The sequence below is a fragment of the Sulfitobacter sediminivivens genome (genome assembly GCF_042611115.2).
Taxonomy (GTDB): domain Bacteria; phylum Pseudomonadota; class Alphaproteobacteria; order Rhodobacterales; family Rhodobacteraceae; genus Sulfitobacter; species Sulfitobacter sediminivivens.
The window spans coordinates 28,934-43,837 of record NZ_JBHGAR020000004.1 but is presented as its reverse complement, the minus strand read 5'-3'; the positions used below and the strand labels follow the sequence as shown (position 1 = coordinate 43,837).

At 55.9% G+C, this 14,904-nt stretch carries 15 protein-coding genes; 9 read left to right on the top strand and 6 right to left on the bottom strand.

All coding sequences use genetic code 11. The annotated features are described in order from the left end of the window. Positions 1 to 41: 41 nt before the first annotated feature. The gene (locus tag ACEWL3_RS06015; protein WP_386178063.1) at positions 42 to 1,337 is read right to left on the bottom strand and encodes a short-chain fatty acyl-CoA regulator family protein; all 1,296 of its coding nucleotides are present in this window, start codon (positions 1,335 to 1,337) and stop codon (positions 42 to 44) included. Positions 1,338 to 1,564: 227 nt separating this feature from the next. On the opposite strand from ACEWL3_RS06015, the gene ACEWL3_RS06010 reads away from it, so the two are divergent. The 8 genes from ACEWL3_RS06010 (at position 1,565) to aat (ending at position 9,591) form a co-directional block, all read left to right on the top strand. Beyond that, positions 1,565 to 2,911: a substrate-binding protein gene (locus tag ACEWL3_RS06010; protein WP_114878356.1), complete on the top strand. Its 1,347-nt coding sequence runs from the start codon at positions 1,565 to 1,567 to the stop codon at positions 2,909 to 2,911. Between the two features lie 105 nt (positions 2,912 to 3,016). Further along, positions 3,017 to 4,045 carry a branched-chain amino acid ABC transporter permease gene (locus ACEWL3_RS06005; protein WP_386178060.1) on the top strand — a complete coding sequence of 343 codons (1,029 nt, stop codon included), beginning with the start codon at positions 3,017 to 3,019 and terminating at the stop codon, positions 4,043 to 4,045. 3 nt (positions 4,046 to 4,048) lie between these two features. Next, positions 4,049 to 5,257: a branched-chain amino acid ABC transporter permease gene (locus ACEWL3_RS06000; RefSeq protein WP_386178059.1), complete on the top strand. Its 1,209-nt coding sequence runs from the start codon at positions 4,049 to 4,051 to the stop codon at positions 5,255 to 5,257. A gap of 13 nt (positions 5,258 to 5,270) precedes the next feature. Beyond that, the gene (locus tag ACEWL3_RS05995; protein WP_386178057.1) at positions 5,271 to 6,035 is read left to right on the top strand and encodes an ABC transporter ATP-binding protein; all 765 of its coding nucleotides are present in this window, start codon (positions 5,271 to 5,273) and stop codon (positions 6,033 to 6,035) included. A 52-nt stretch (positions 6,036 to 6,087) separates the two neighbouring features. Then, positions 6,088 to 6,840 (top strand): ABC transporter ATP-binding protein, encoded by a 753-nt coding sequence (locus ACEWL3_RS05990; RefSeq protein WP_114878353.1) that lies wholly within the window; start codon positions 6,088 to 6,090, stop codon positions 6,838 to 6,840. A 242-nt stretch (positions 6,841 to 7,082) separates the two neighbouring features. Continuing rightward, positions 7,083 to 7,586 carry an acetyl-CoA carboxylase biotin carboxyl carrier protein gene (accB, locus tag ACEWL3_RS05985; protein WP_386178054.1) on the top strand — a complete coding sequence of 168 codons (504 nt, stop codon included), beginning with the start codon at positions 7,083 to 7,085 and terminating at the stop codon, positions 7,584 to 7,586. 10 nt (positions 7,587 to 7,596) lie between these two features. Beyond that, positions 7,597 to 8,949, top strand: coding sequence for an acetyl-CoA carboxylase biotin carboxylase subunit (gene accC, locus ACEWL3_RS05980; RefSeq protein WP_386178052.1), 1,353 nt, complete (start codon positions 7,597 to 7,599; stop codon positions 8,947 to 8,949). Positions 8,950 to 8,955: 6 nt separating this feature from the next. Continuing rightward, positions 8,956 to 9,591 (top strand): leucyl/phenylalanyl-tRNA--protein transferase, encoded by a 636-nt coding sequence (gene aat / locus ACEWL3_RS05975; protein ID WP_386178050.1) that lies wholly within the window; start codon positions 8,956 to 8,958, stop codon positions 9,589 to 9,591. On the opposite strand, the gene ACEWL3_RS05970 is transcribed toward aat, so the two are convergent. Both ACEWL3_RS05970 and ACEWL3_RS05965 read right to left on the bottom strand, forming a co-directional pair. Beyond that, positions 9,555 to 9,911, bottom strand: a complete 357-nt coding sequence (locus tag ACEWL3_RS05970) for a DUF2155 domain-containing protein (protein WP_386178048.1) — start codon at positions 9,909 to 9,911, stop codon at positions 9,555 to 9,557. The genes aat and ACEWL3_RS05970 overlap by 37 nt on opposite strands. A 52-nt stretch (positions 9,912 to 9,963) precedes the next feature. After that, the gene (locus ACEWL3_RS05965) at positions 9,964 to 10,347 is read right to left on the bottom strand and encodes an NADH:ubiquinone oxidoreductase subunit NDUFA12 (protein WP_386178046.1); all 384 of its coding nucleotides are present in this window, start codon (positions 10,345 to 10,347) and stop codon (positions 9,964 to 9,966) included. 175 nt (positions 10,348 to 10,522) lie between these two features. On the opposite strand from ACEWL3_RS05965, the gene ACEWL3_RS05960 reads away from it, so the two are divergent. Then, positions 10,523 to 12,334: an FkbM family methyltransferase gene (locus ACEWL3_RS05960; protein ID WP_386178044.1), complete on the top strand. Its 1,812-nt coding sequence runs from the start codon at positions 10,523 to 10,525 to the stop codon at positions 12,332 to 12,334. Here ACEWL3_RS05960 and ACEWL3_RS05955 read toward each other — a convergent pair. The 3 genes from ACEWL3_RS05955 to ACEWL3_RS05945 all read right to left on the bottom strand — a co-directional run bounded on the left by ACEWL3_RS05955 (position 12,312) and on the right by ACEWL3_RS05945 (position 14,865). After that, on the bottom strand, positions 12,312 to 12,668 hold the full coding sequence (locus ACEWL3_RS05955) for a RidA family protein (protein ID WP_386178042.1): 357 nt from the start codon (positions 12,666 to 12,668) through the stop codon (positions 12,312 to 12,314). The two genes, ACEWL3_RS05960 and ACEWL3_RS05955, sit on opposite strands and share 23 nt — an antisense overlap. Positions 12,669 to 12,810: 142 nt before the next feature. Beyond that, positions 12,811 to 14,076, bottom strand: a complete 1,266-nt coding sequence (clpX, locus tag ACEWL3_RS05950; RefSeq protein ID WP_386178040.1) for an ATP-dependent Clp protease ATP-binding subunit ClpX — start codon at positions 14,074 to 14,076, stop codon at positions 12,811 to 12,813. 132 nt (positions 14,077 to 14,208) lie between these two features. After that, positions 14,209 to 14,865: an ATP-dependent Clp protease proteolytic subunit gene (locus ACEWL3_RS05945; RefSeq protein WP_386178038.1), complete on the bottom strand. Its 657-nt coding sequence runs from the start codon at positions 14,863 to 14,865 to the stop codon at positions 14,209 to 14,211. Positions 14,866 to 14,904: the final 39 nt, after the last annotated feature.

Sequence of the window (14,904 nt, the reverse complement as noted above, 5' to 3'; positions counted from 1 at the left end):
GGATGCACCGGAATGAGAGGTCTGTCAAAGCACCAACGTGTCTAAACGCCATTTGCAAGGATCGAGGGTTCGCGCCGGGCACCGCAGTCATCATGCGGACAGATCCGGCAGGTTGACCCAACCAGTTGTGCGGTCGCGGAATCCATTGGTGCGGGCACCAGCAGCATGACAGCCTGTACCAACGGCGGAGTGTTGTAAGACGGCGCGCCGATGGCTTCGCTTGCCGCGAAACAGTCGAACTGAGCCTGTGCCGGACCCATTTGCGACACGCGGCCCGCCACCACGGCCCCGTGCTGCCCCAGCGCTGAAAACAGCGGCCATAGCGGGCAACAGGCACCGTGCCGCGGCACTGTGAACGCCTCAATCGACTTGCGGAAAATCACCGTGCCAGAGCGATCGCAGACCACCAGTCCAGCACCGTGTTCGGGCAAAGCAGCCAATCGGCGCAGGACGCGCACGACCGGTTGGCGCAGATTGCGGGCAAGGGTTACGGGGTCTGACCCAACCTCAGCCACTGCCGCGCGCAGATCGGATATCGACAGTCGCGCCGCGTCGCGGCCAACCTGATGCAAGACCGCTGTGGCGATGTGCTGCGCTGCCAGCGATTGAAGTTGCGGGGCCTGTATGATCAGGGCCTCAACAACCTCTGCCACGTAGTTGCCGTTTTCCAGAGCGTCAAAATGAAACCCATGCGAGGTCAGAAACGCCTCGACTTCTTCCTGGGGGGAACTCGCAGTTTCCGACGCTTCAGGATCAGAATCCAGATAGGCCACCAGCGCCTGAGCACTGTCCGACAATCGCCGGCTGTCTTCGTTGATGTTGGCATGAAAACGGTCGCGCCATTCGGGTTGCAAAGTCTTTGTTTCTGCCAGAATGGACGCGGTGGAGCGGATCGCTGCTGCGGTGGTCAACAATTCATGCATCGACGCTGCCAGATGCGGGTCATGCGCCAGACGGTCGGTGAGCGCCTCAACCGTCTGTTCCAATGCCGCAATACGCCTGCGCGTACCGGCCAGCACATCCGCCCAACCGGGAAAGCGCCCCGCAAATTCATCGGCGCGTGAAGCATCAGGACCGGTCAGGCCCGCATCCATCGCTGCCTCGCGCAGCGTCGCGATCAACGCGGCCTCTGCCCCTTCGGTCAGCGCCTGCGGTTCGACCCCAAGAGCCGCGGCGATGTTGAGCAACAATTTACCGCCGATTCTGCGGCGATTATGTTCAATAAGGTTCAGATAACTGGCCGAAATTCCGATCTGACGCGCCAGATCGGCCTGCTTTTGTCCCGCCATCACCCGGCGTTCGCGAATGCGGCTGCCTGTCAATGCTTCCCGTACCATCCCCAGCCCTCACATTATCGCGCAATATCAATGGGTTTCTGCGCTGCAACATCATTTTATTTACAAAAAAGACAAAGCCTTTGCGAAGATATTTACAGAATAGTCGTGTTTATCAAGGGGCTTATTGATCCGTTTTCACAATACAGGCGATAAGATATTTGCACTTTGTGCTTTGTGCGTCCGCTCAACGATAGCGGACGCGCAATTTCAACAATTGGGAGGAATTCATGTCATTTTCTAAATTGACACGTCGTGGTCTGATCAAAACCAGCGCTGTCGCTGGCGCGGGTCTTGCGCTGCCGACGTACCTGCGTGCCGACGGCCACACGGGTTTCACAAACGCACCAACGGGTGACACCGTCACGCTGGGCTTTAACGTGCCACAAACCGGCCCCTATGCCGAAGAAGGTCTGGACGAGCTGCGCGCACAGGAATTGGCTGTTCAGCACCTGAACGGCGAAGGCGACGGCGGCCTGCTGAATACATTCAGCTCCAAGGCACTGCAAGGCAACGGTATCCTGGGCAAGAAGGTCACCTTTGTGACCGGTGACACCCAAACCAAATCAGATGCGGCGCGTGCATCGGCAAAGTCGATGATCGAAAAAGACGGCGCTGTGATGATCAACGGCGGCTCATCATCGGGTGTGGCTGTGGCTGTTCAGGGCCTTTGCCAAGAGGCGGGCGTGATCTTCATGGCTGGTCTCACACACTCAAACGACACCACGGGTAAAGACAAGAAAGCCAATGGTTTCCGCCACTTCTTTAACGGCTATATGTCTGCGGCAGCACTGGCACCTGTGCTCAAGAACGCCTATGGCACCGACCGCCGCGCCTATCACCTGACGGCGGACTATACTTGGGGCTGGACACAGCAGGAATCGATCGCAGCGGCAACCGAAGCCATGGGTTGGGAGACCGTCAACAACGTGCTGACGCCACTCGCGTCCACTGACTTCTCTGCCTACATCGCGCCGGTGCTGAACTCTGGTGCCGATGTTCTCGTCCTGAACCACTACGGCGGGAACATGGTCAACTCACTGACCAACGCGGTTCAGTTTGGCCTGCTCGACAAAGAAGTGAACGGCAAGAAGTTCGAGATCGTCGTGCCGCTTTATTCTGAGTTGATGGCCGCTGGTGCGGGTGCCAACGTGCAAGGCGTTATCGGTTCGATGAACTGGAACTGGCAGTTGCAGGATGAGGGTTCCAAGGCGTTCACCAAATCATTTGGTGAAAAGTACGGTCGCCCCCCATCCAACTCTGCGCACACCTGCTATGTTCAGACGCTGCTTTATGCGGATGCGGTTGAGCGTGCGGGTACCTTCAATCCATGTGGTGTTGTCGAAGCGCTGGAAGACTTTGACTTTGACGGCATGGGCAATGGTCCAACCACCTATCGCGGTGCCGATCACCAGTGCTTCAAAGACGTGCTTGTCATGAAGGGTAAAGAGAACCCGACAAACGAGTACGACACACTGGAAATCGTCGAAGTGACACCACGGGCGCAGGTCGAATATGCACCCGACCACCCGATGTTTGCCGGTGGCGAGTTGGGCAAGTGTAACCCAGGCGCGTAAAATCGTTCCAAAGAAAAGCCGTAGGGCGCGACATCTCGCGCCCTACCCCCTCATCCTGCTTGGGTGTTGGCCCGGCACGACTTCTTAATCCAATCGGTGGGGACCATGGACGCAATTCTTCTTCAAATTCTCAACGGCCTCGACAAGGGATCCGCATATGCGTTGATCGCCCTTGGCCTGACACTTATCTTTGGCACGCTTGGGGTGGTCAACTTCGCCCACGGTGCCTTGTTCATGATCGGGGCATTCTGTTCCGTCACCTTGCAGAAAATCCTGACGCTCAGCACCGAAACGGTGAGTGAGACCGCGAAGGATTTTCTCGGAAACCCCCTGAAAGTCAAGACGCCATATGTCGAAAGCTGGTTTGGCCCAGAGATGGGTGCCAGCATCATCGACTGGTCCGTCCCGCTGGCCATATTGTTTGCGATCCCTGTGATGCTCGCCATTGGTTTTATTATGGAGCGCGGGCTGATCAAACACTTCTACAAGCGCCCCCACGCCGATCAGATCCTCGTGACCTTTGGGTTGGCGATCGTTCTGCAGGAGGTGATCAAATATTTCTATGGGGCCAACCCGATCCCGACACCTGCACCTTCCGCCTTTGTCGGCAGCTTTGACTTCGGGCCGATGCTGGGGCTCGACACCTCGCTGGCCTATCCGTATTGGCGTCTGGTCTATTTTGGCTTTTCCACGTTGATCATCGGTGCCGTGTTCGCCTTTTTGCAATTCACCACATTTGGCATGGTCGTACGGGCCGGCATGGCCGACCGAGAAACCGTGGGACTGCTGGGCATCGACATTGACAAGCGGTTCACCTTTATGTTCGGCATCGCCGCTGCGGTCGCGGGTCTGGCGGGCGTCATGTACGCGCCCATCAACTCACCCAATTATCATATGGGCATGGACTTTCTGGTCCTCAGCTTCGTTGTGGTGGTTGTGGGTGGCATGGGCTCTTTGCCCGGTGCGGTGCTGGCGGGTTTTATGCTTGGCATTCTGGAAAGCCTCGCATCCCTGACCGAAGTGAAAGCCGTCATCCCCGGCATCGACCAGATCATCATTTATGTGGTCGCCATTATCATCTTGCTGACACGTCCCCGTGGCCTAATGGGCCGCAAAGGTGTGATGGAGGAATAGAACATGTTTGGACTAGAAAAACGCGATACCCGCCTGCTGATCGTTGTCGCCGTCATGGCGCTTGCAGCCCCTTTCCTGCTGAACCCCTTTCCGACAGCATCGGCGATGGCACAGTTCAACGCTGGCTATCCCGACCTGATGCAGCGCTTTGTGATCTTCGGCATTCTGGCGATTGGCTTTAACCTGCTCTTTGGTCTCACGGGCTACCTCAGCTTTGGTCACGCTGCTTTCCTGGGTGTGGGGTCTTATTCAGCCGTTTGGATGTTCAAGCTTCTGGGATACAACATCATCCCCGGAATCTTTCTTTCGATTGTTGTTTCGGGCATTTTCGCACTGGCGATCGGATACATATCCCTGCGGCGCTCCGGGATCTACTTTTCAATCTTGACGCTTGCTTTCGCTCAGATGCTGTTCGCCATCGCATATTCCGACCTGATCGGGCGTTTTTTCGGCACGCCGATCACCAATGGCGAGACTGGATTGCAGGTCTATACCTCTGATCCGCAGTATTTCCACAACGATGCGCTGCCCAATATTCCGCATTTGTTCGGGCAGGAAATGCAATCAACCTACACGATGGATGTTGGGGGCTGGAGCTTTGATTTCTCTACCGGCTATTACCTCTGTGCAATCATCATGCTCTTGGCCTTTTACCTCGCCATCCGCATATTTCGCTCGCCTTTCGGGATGATGCTGCGCGCGGTGAAATCAAACCAGCAGCGGATGAATTACACAGGGCTGAACACCCGGCCCTACACGCTGGCAGCATTTGTAATCTCGGGCATGTATGCCGGCCTTGCGGGGGGGCTGCTGGCCTCAATGGATCCGCTTGCCGGGGCCGAACGGATGCAATGGACCGCCTCTGGCGAGGTTGTCCTGATGACCATCCTTGGCGGTGCTGGCACGTTGATCGGACCTGTCCTTGGTGCTGGCTTTATCAAGTACTTCGAAAACATCTTTGCCAAGATCAACGACAACGTGCTGCACAGCTGGTTTTCTTTCATGCCCGACGGGCTTGAGGACTTCATGGTGTTTATCATTCACCCGTTTGTGGGCAAAGGCTGGCATTTGACGCTTGGTCTGATGTTCATGCTGGTTGTGATCTTCCTGCCCGGCGGTCTTGTCGAAGGGGGCCAACGCATCGGCCGTCTGCTGAAACGCAAAAAACCATCGGACGACACCGCCGATGGCAAAACAACCCCCGCAGAATAAGGAGCAACCGCAGATGGCCATTCTTGAGGTTAAAAACGTCGGCAAACGCTTTGGGGGTCTTCAGGCCTTGGGCGATGTCAATCTGAACATCGAAGAAAACACAGTTCACGCGATCATCGGCCCCAATGGCGCTGGCAAGTCGACACTGCTGAATTGTCTTGTCGGCAAACTGATCCCTGACACGGGGTCGGTCATGTTCGACGGTCAATCGGTCTTGGGCCGCAAGCCCTATGAGATAAACCAGATGGGCATTTCACGGGTCTTTCAGACGCCTGAGATTTTTGGCGATCTGACGGTCCTGGAGAACATGCTGATCCCCTGCTTTGCCAAACGTGACGGGGCATTTCGGATGCATGCAATCGAAAGCGTGATGAACGAAAAAGAGATCTACGACAAAGCAATGCACATGCTTGAGGAGATGAAACTGGTCGAAAAACGCGACATGCATTCGGCCTCCATGTCACGTGGTGACAAGAGGCGGCTTGAGATTGCGATGTGTCTGGCGCAGGACCCGCGCCTGTTGCTGCTGGATGAACCCACCGCTGGAATGGCGCGGGCGGACACCAACAATACCATTGATCTGCTCAAACAGATCAAGGAGGAACGCGACATTACCATCGCGATAATCGAACACGACATGCATGTGGTGTTTTCGCTGGCCGAACGCATCACCGTGCTCGCGCAGGGCACGCCGCTGGTCGAAGACACACCCGACAAGATCAAAGGCAACCCCAAAGTGCGTGAAGCGTATCTGGGCGAGAGCCAAGACGCGGCCTGAAAGAGGGAGGACCGCGCGTCCACCTGACGACACATCCGCAAAAGGAATAGACATGACAACCCAAACCATTGAACGCAACGCCAATCATGCCGCCACGGCCCCCGCATTTCTGTCAGTCTGGGACCTGCACGCCTATTACGGCGAAAGCTACATCGTGCAAGGCGTCAGCTTTAACGTACACGAAGGCGAAATTCTGGCGTTGTTGGGCCGAAACGGCGCGGGCAAAACATCCACCTTGCGCGCCATTGCCCGGTTGGACAGTCCCGAGGCGCGCAAAGGCGAAATCTGGCTTGACCACCAACCGCTGCACAACATGGCCAGCCATCAGGCCTCTGCTGCCGGTATCGCGCTGGTACCCGAAGATCGCCGTATCATTGCGGGCCTGACCGTTGAAGAAAACCTGAAACTGGCGCAAATCGCGCCGCCCATTGGCTGGTCACTTGAGCGGATATACGACCTTTTTCCACGTCTCGGCGAACGCAAATCCCAAGAAGGCATCACATTGTCCGGGGGCGAACAGCAAATGCTCGCCATCGCTCGCGCCCTGGCGCGCGACATCAAAGTGTTGCTGCTGGATGAACCCTATGAAGGGCTGGCCCCGGTGATCGTGGACGAGATCGAAAAGACGCTTTCGCTGATCAAGGATCAGGGCATCACCACGATCCTCGTCGAACAGAACGCGGTGCGGGCGCTGAAACTGGCTGACCGCGCGGTGATACTTGATACCGGTGGCATTGTCTTTGACGGCACCGCTGCCGAAGTGCTGGAAAACGCCGAACTGCGGGCAGAATATCTGGCGATCTGATCCGCCCATTTCCATGCACCCTTTCTTAAATACCGAAACCAGAGGCTCCAGCGGGCGCATCTGGTTTTGGTTTGATGCCAAACCTGGCAATGCGACCCTGGAAAATTTCCGATTTTCCATACCGGACAGGGCCGAAATTTACCGACATAACTGGCGGCTTTCCTTGGCACCGCCCATGTCTTATAAGCATGGAAATGGCAGAGCATATACCAACAATGCCAACCCAAACGGTTGAGGAAAACATGACAAAAAATACCCATGATTCAGATGTCGCTTTCATTCGGGCATTGGCCGAATTGCTGAACGAAAACGACCTGACAGAATTGCAGGTCAAGCGTGACTATGCAGAAGACGACAGTCTGAACGTGCGCGTCAGCCGCAAACCTCCACAACAAATCATGGCGCCGCAGCAGATGCACGCGGCACCAGCCCCGACCGCGCAACCTCATGCGCCCTCAGTATCACCTGCCCCAGCAGCCGGTAACGATGGCCCCGCAGATCCCGCAGATCACCCCGGTGCCGTGACCTCACCCATGGTCGGCACGGTCTATATGCAGGGCGAACCAGGTGCGCCTGCGTTCATCTCGGTTGGTGCAACTGTCGCAGAGGGTGACACATTGCTGATCGTTGAGGCAATGAAGACCATGAACCACATCCCCGCCCCCCGCTCAGGCACAGTCAAGCGCATCATCGTGGGTGATGGCGATGCGGTCGAATTCGGTGCGCCTCTTGTGATCCTCGAATAGGGCGCTGACAATGTTCAACAAAATCCTTGTCGCAAACCGGGGCGAGATTGCCCTGCGCGTCATCCGCGCCGCCCGTGAAATGGGTGTCAAATCCGTCGCTGTGCATTCAACGGCGGACAGTGACGCGATGCATGTGCGGATGGCGGACGAATCTGTCTGCATCGGCCCGCCATCAAGCCAGCAATCCTATCTCTCGATCCCTGCCATCATCGCTGCTTGCGAAATCACTGGTGCCGAAGCGATCCACCCCGGCTATGGTTTTCTGTCAGAGAACGCCGGTTTTGTGCAGGTGATTGAGGATCATGGCCTTACCTTTATTGGCCCCACAGCAGAACACATTCGCATCATGGGCGACAAGATTACTGCCAAGGATACGATGAAAAAGCTCGGGGTGCCCTGCGTTCCGGGATCAGAGGGCGGTGTGGCCACCCTTGATGAGGCAAAAAAGCTGGGTGCCGAAATCGGGTATCCGGTGATCATCAAAGCCACCGCCGGTGGCGGCGGCAAAGGCATGAAAGTTGCCCAGACCGCCAGGGATATGGAACGCGCCTTTCAGACTGCGCGCGCAGAAGGCAAGTCAAACTTTGGCAACGACGAAGTCTATATTGAGAAATATCTGACCACGCCCCGCCACATTGAAATTCAGGTCTTTGGCGATGGCAAGGGCCGCGCTGTGCATCTGGGCGAACGCGATTGTTCGCTGCAACGCCGCCACCAGAAAGTGTTTGAAGAAGCCCCCGGCCCCTCGATCAGCGCCGAAGAACGCGCACGGATTGGCAAAGTCTGCGCCGATGCGATGGCTGATATCAATTACATTGGCGCTGGCACCATCGAGTTCCTCTATGAGAACGGCGAATTCTATTTCATCGAAATGAACACCCGCCTGCAGGTGGAACACCCCGTAACCGAAGGCATTTTTGGCGTCGATCTGGTGCGCGAGCAGATCCGCGTCGCATCTGGCTTGCCGATGGAATTCACGCAGGAAAACCTCAAAATCAACGGTCACGCCATCGAAGTGCGGCTGAATGCTGAGAAACTGCCAAATTTCCGCCCCTCACCCGGTCGGATCAGCCAGTATCATGCCCCCGGAGGTCTCGGTGTGCGGATGGATTCCGCCTTGTATGACGGCTATTTCATCCCTCCCTATTACGACAGCCTGATTGGCAAGCTGATCGTTCATGGCCGTGACCGCCCCGAAGCCCTCGCCCGGTTGGGACGCGCCCTGGGCGAGTTGATCATTGATGGCGTCGATACTACGATTCCGCTGTTCCGCGCCTTGCTGGAAGAAGAAGCGGTCCAAACCGGCGCTTACAACATCCACTGGTTGGAACATTGGCTGGAAACCAACCTCGGAGAAGCCTGATCTGCAATGACTGAGCTGACGCCGGAACTGTTGTTGCACGGCTATTCCATTGGAATTTTTCCAATGGCCGAACACAGGGACGATCCAGAGATTTTCTGGGTCGATCCGCGCCGCCGAGGGGTGATGCCGCTTGATGGCTTTCACCTGTCGCGCTCTTTAATCAAAGACATGCGGCGGACGGCGTTCACCACCAGTATTGATCAGAATTTTGCAGGCGTCGTTGCGGGATGCGCGGACCGTACCGACACTTGGATCAACGAGGAAATATCGAACATATACAGTGCACTACATGAAAAAGGTCATGCACATTCGGTTGAGATTTGGAACGGCGAAATGCTCGTTGGCGGTGTCTATGGGGTCACATTGGGCACTGCTTTTTTTGGGGAAAGCATGTTTTCACGGCGCACAAACGCCTCGAAAATGGCACTTGCGGTGCTTGTGGACCGTTTGATCCGCGCCGGGTTTACACTGTTTGATACGCAGTTTCTGACCGCGCATCTGGCCTCGCTGGGTGCAGTTGAAGTCACCAAAGCGGCCTATCATGCAGAACTGGACCGGGCCAAATCAGGGTGTGCGCTGTTTGCAGCCCCGCCGCCCACGACCATTTACGATGTCGTACAGCGCATGACCCACACATCGTAGCGTTGATGCTCCATCGCGGAAAGCGCTGGCGAGGATGCAATCATCCAACCCGAAAACACCGTTCCGGACTTACCTCTTTCGGATATTTCGAGGGCGGCATAGGCGTTGCCAGCCGGGTTGCCGGCCGGATAACGGCAATCAGACATCACAATTTGCAAGGTGCCAAGGGTCGCGGATTGACCTGAGATCAACTCGATATCTGTGGTCTGGCCGGATGTCTTGTCCAAAGCGCGCAGCACCCCACCCGGTGCCGACGTCACTTGTTGCGCCCCAAGCGGGGACGCAAGGAAAGGCAGCAATATCAAAGACTTCCACATCATGCAGTTCCAATTTGACATCAATTTATGTGTTCGAAGCGGGCAAAGCCCGGTCTTATTCCGGGCTCCATGCCTCGTAGTCGGAACGGTCCGCTGGATTTGCCTGACGGATCGACCCGGCGGGTGCATAGGCCAGCGCAGTGCCGGTCAGGTTCTCCACATGGGGTTTTTCCCACTTTTTATGGATCAAAGGCTTTTCTGTCGGCGTCTCATCCCATGTGTGGTGCAGCCAGCCGTGCCAATCGGGATTCACCCGGCTTGCTTCCATTTCACCATTAAAGATAACCCACCGCCTGCTGTCGTCTGCATTGCGGTAATAAAAATTGCCCTGATCATCCTCACCCACCTTGGTGCCCTTGCGCCAGGTATAAAGCTGGGTGTTCAACGTCTGGCCATCCCACCACGTGAGCGCCCTGAAAACTGATTTGAGAATGCCCATTGGTGGTCTCCGCTCTTGTTGATTTTCTTATGCACCATGGCGCGCGCGGCGTCCAGCCTGCGCCGATGTGTTGCAGCAAAGACTCCCCTCTTCAAAAGTCAGCAGCGGTTTGCTGTCAAAGCTCTTGGCCTGTTCACCCGGCCCCCTTAATGTTTCCAAAACGGAGACAGTCCTCATGGCAGCCAAGACCAAACTCAAAACAAAGTCAAAAACCACGGTCAAAAAGACGGCTCATGTTGCAGAATGTCATGGGGTCAAGGTGCCCGATAGCCCCATGATCACGCCAGGACGCGTCGAGCGGATCAATGCTGCACGCTATGAAGGTCAGGAAATCGCGGGGGCTTTGGAAGTCATTCGTGCGGGTGATCATGTGCTGGAACTGGGCGCGGGATTGGGTCTGGTCGGTGCGATTGCCGCCAAAAGCGGCAAGCCAGCCAAAGTGCTATCGTTTGAGGCGAACCCAAACCTGATCGAACATATCAATGCGCTTTATCACCTTAATGGCATTACCAAAAAGATCGAGGTACGCAATCAGGTGCTGATGAGCGCGCCGAATGCGCCCGACACGATGGCGTTTCATATTCGCAATTCCTTTCTTGGATCCTCGCTGATTGACGCGGAAGGCAAGGCCACCACCCGTGTTGATGTGCCCACAGCCGATTACGCCAAGATCCACGCCGATTTCAAACCCGATGTTCTGTTGATGGACATTGAAGGGGGCGAACTGGACTTCCTGCGTCATGCATCGCTGGATGGTGTGCGCGCCATTGTGATTGAATTCCACCCCAATGCGTACGGAAGGGAGGGGATACAGGAATGCAAATCCATCCTCCAGGCGGCAGGATTTGCCAAACTTAACAGCCACAGCACGCGACTTGTCTGGACCTGCACCTTTGATACCAGCCTGCAGCCTCCTGATCCGGACAGCGGTTGGGCTACGGAAAAGCAGACGTTGGAAAACGCGGTTATCGTGCCCCCAAGCGAACAGAATTTCGTGCAAGAGGCGGGTGTGTTGCATGCCGATGGGTCCTACTGCAGTTCCGGGGCGCTCTGGCGCAACAAACGCGCGCTGACCGTGGTGCCGAAAATGCCGAAAGGTGATCTGATGACGCGAAAAGGCACCTGGCTTTGGGGCGGGTTGCTTTGGATGCACTTTGGTCACTTTCTGGTCGAAAGCACTGCACGGCTCTGGGCACTTGAGGCGCTGGATGAACCGATTGAAGGCATTCTTTTTGCCCCCAAACGTCCCCGCAATGGCAGCGAAGTGCACGCGTTTCAGCATGAATTTGTAAAATTGATGGGCTCTGACGTACCCGTTGTCTGCCTTGATGCACCAACACGCGTGGAGCGCCTGATTGTGCCGGGTCAGGGGTTTGGGCTTGGGGCAATAATCGACGGGACACAACAGTTCCGCGATGCCATTGCCCGGACTTTTGCCAAGGATATCAAAGCGAAAGGCCCAAAGAAAATCTATATTAGCCGCAGCAGCCTGCCCGCCCGGCGTGGCAATCTGATTGGCGAAGCGGAGCTTGAAGCGGAGTTGACCAAGCAGGGATATACCATATTCCACCCCCAAAAGCACGACCTGAGCACCCAGATTGCCACCTACAAGGCCGCGCAGCAGATCATCGCCGCCGAAGGCTCAGCGCTGCATCTTTTGGCAATGGTGGCAGAGGCAAAACAAGAGGTGGCAATCATTGTGCGCCGCCCTTCGGGGGCGACCCGGCAATTGGAAAGGCACTTAAAATCGTTCGCCGGTATCACACCTCTTACGCTTAACCGGTTGACCCGCTCCTGGAAACCCACAGGTCCGGCAAGATCGCGGCTCTGGATGGGGGAGCTGGACATGCCCGCATTACAAAAGGATTTGGCTGATGCAGGATTTATCACGTCCAGCAGGTCCAAATGGAAATCACTGAACCGGGATGATGTCAGTGCCCGTTTGGGTGAAAAGTTTGAAGAAGTCAGCTCGGCAGCAGTGCAGTGACTTCGATCTCGATCCGGTATTTCGGGTCGATCGTCCCGCATTCGATCATTGTGGCGGCCGGTGGGTTTTCGCCAAAAACCTCTGACAGGATTGGCCAGCAAGGTTCAAATTCGGTCCGGTCCGGCAATATATAGGTGACCCGCACCACATGCGCAAAATCGGTGCCTGCTTCTTCCAACGCGGCCTTTATCGTCGCCAATGCCGAACGACATTGTGCAACTACGTCAGACCCCTGCCCGACGGTTCCCGCAACATGAACCCAGCCGCCTGCGACAACGGCCCGGCAATAGCCAACTTTGGCCTCAAATTCGCCACCTGATGAGATGCGTTTCATAAGCTCACTTTTCAACAGATCAAGCCGTTCCGAATGACAGCAAAGGGCACCTCATCCCGACAGCGGGTCTGGATGATGCTACGTCGCGCAGAAACGGATATGGCCCTGTCTCTATCTTCGAAAACCACCGAAAAATATTCGTCTACCCCGCCGAGGCCGGTTCTTTTTCAGCATCAGCATGGATCATCAGAGGTGCCGCATCGGACATCACCGCCTCTTCGTTCACGACCACTTCGGTCACGCTGTCCAATCCGGGCAGATCGAACATCGTGTTCAACAGAATATCCTCAAGGATCGACCGCAAGCCACGTGCACCTGTTTTCCGTTCAATGGCGCGTTTGGCAATCGCCACCAGCGCATCATCGGTAAAGGTCAATGCCGTGTCTTCGAGTTCAAACAGACGCTGGTATTGTTTGACCAACGCGTTCTTGGGCTGCGTCAGGATCGTGACAAGCGCGTCTTCATCCAGATCCTCAAGCGTTGCCAAAACCGGCAAACGGCCCACGAATTCCGGGATAAGACCAAATTTCAACAGATCTTCTGGTTCCAGATCTGTGAAAATCTCTCCAACGCCGCGCGCGTCCTTGTCGCGCACGTCGGCACCAAAGCCCATGGCCGATCCTTTGCCCCGTGCAGCAATGATACGGTCAAGACCCGCAAAGGCCCCGCCACAGATGAACAGGATGTTGGTGGTGTCCACCTGCAAGAACTCCTGCTGTGGATGCTTGCGCCCGCCTTGGGGTGGCACGGACGCGACCGTGCCTTCCATCAACTTCAACAGCGCCTGCTGCACGCCCTCGCCCGATACGTCACGGGTGATCGACGGGTTCTCAGACTTGCGGGTGATTTTATCCACTTCGTCAATATAGACGATGCCACGCTGCGCGCGCTCGACATTGTATTCGGACGATTGCAACAGTTTAAGGATAATGTTTTCAACGTCTTCGCCCACATAACCTGCTTCGGTCAATGTAGTTGCATCGGCCATGGTGAACGGCACATCCAAAATCCGTGCAAGCGTCTGAGCCAGCAACGTCTTGCCGCAGCCCGTCGGGCCGATCAGCAGGATGTTGGATTTCGCCAGCTCGATATCCCCACCCTTTTGCGCATGATTCAGGCGTTTATAGTGATTGTGAACCGCAACCGAGAGCACCTTTTTCGCGTTTGCCTGACCGATCACGTAATCGTCCAGCACATCGCAAATGTCCTTGGGTGTCGGCACGCCATCTGTCGACTTGAGGCCAGATGCCTTGGTTTCCTCGCGGATGATGTCCATGCACAATTCGACGCATTCATCACAGATGAACACGGTCGGCCCCGCAATCAGCTTGCGCACCTCATGCTGGCTCTTCCCGCAAAAGCTGCAGTAGAGGGTATTTTTGCTGTCGCCGCCGGAAGAATTCGCCATTTTAACCCTTTCAGGTCATCGTTTCGAGTGCGCCCAAATCAGGGCCTTGCGATTTGGCCCCAACCCTAGGCCAGTGCCCCCGGCGCTACAATCGCAAAATCGTCAGTTGCGAGACAGCGCCGGGAACAAATTTTATTTACCCTTCTTGCCCTTTTCCGGGGCGTCAGGGTCATCCGCTTTGCCACGGCTTTCCACTATCTCGTCGATCAGGCCCCAATCTTTGGCCTGTTCGGGAGACATGAAATTGTCGCGTTCAAGCGCTTCTTCAACTTTCTTCAGAGTCTGACCCGTATGCTTAACGTAGATCTCATTCAACCGCGTTTTCAGCTTTTGGGTTTCCTGCGCGTGGATCATGATATCCGTCGCCTGACCCTGATATCCGCCCGACGGCTGGTGCACCATCACGCGAGAATTCGGCAACGAGAATCGCATGTCTTTTTGCCCTGCGGTCAGCAGCAAAGACCCCATCGAGGCCGCCTGCCCGATAACCAGCGTGCTGACTTTGGGTTTGATGTATTGCATCGTGTCATAGATCGACAGTCCAGAGGTTACAACACCACCAGGACTGTTGATATACATGGAAATTTCCTTGGAGGGATTTTCCGCCTCAAGGTGCAGCAGCTGCGCCACGACCAGCGTGGACATACTGTCGTGCACCGGACCTGAGATAAAAATGATCCGCTCTTTGAGCAGTCGCGAAAAGATGTCGTAGGCGCGTTCACCACGGCTGGTTTGTTCAACCACCATGGGGACGAGCGTGTTCATATAGGTGTCGATAGGATCGTTCATGTATGCCTGCCTGATTTGCCGTTCGCAGGACCATACCCG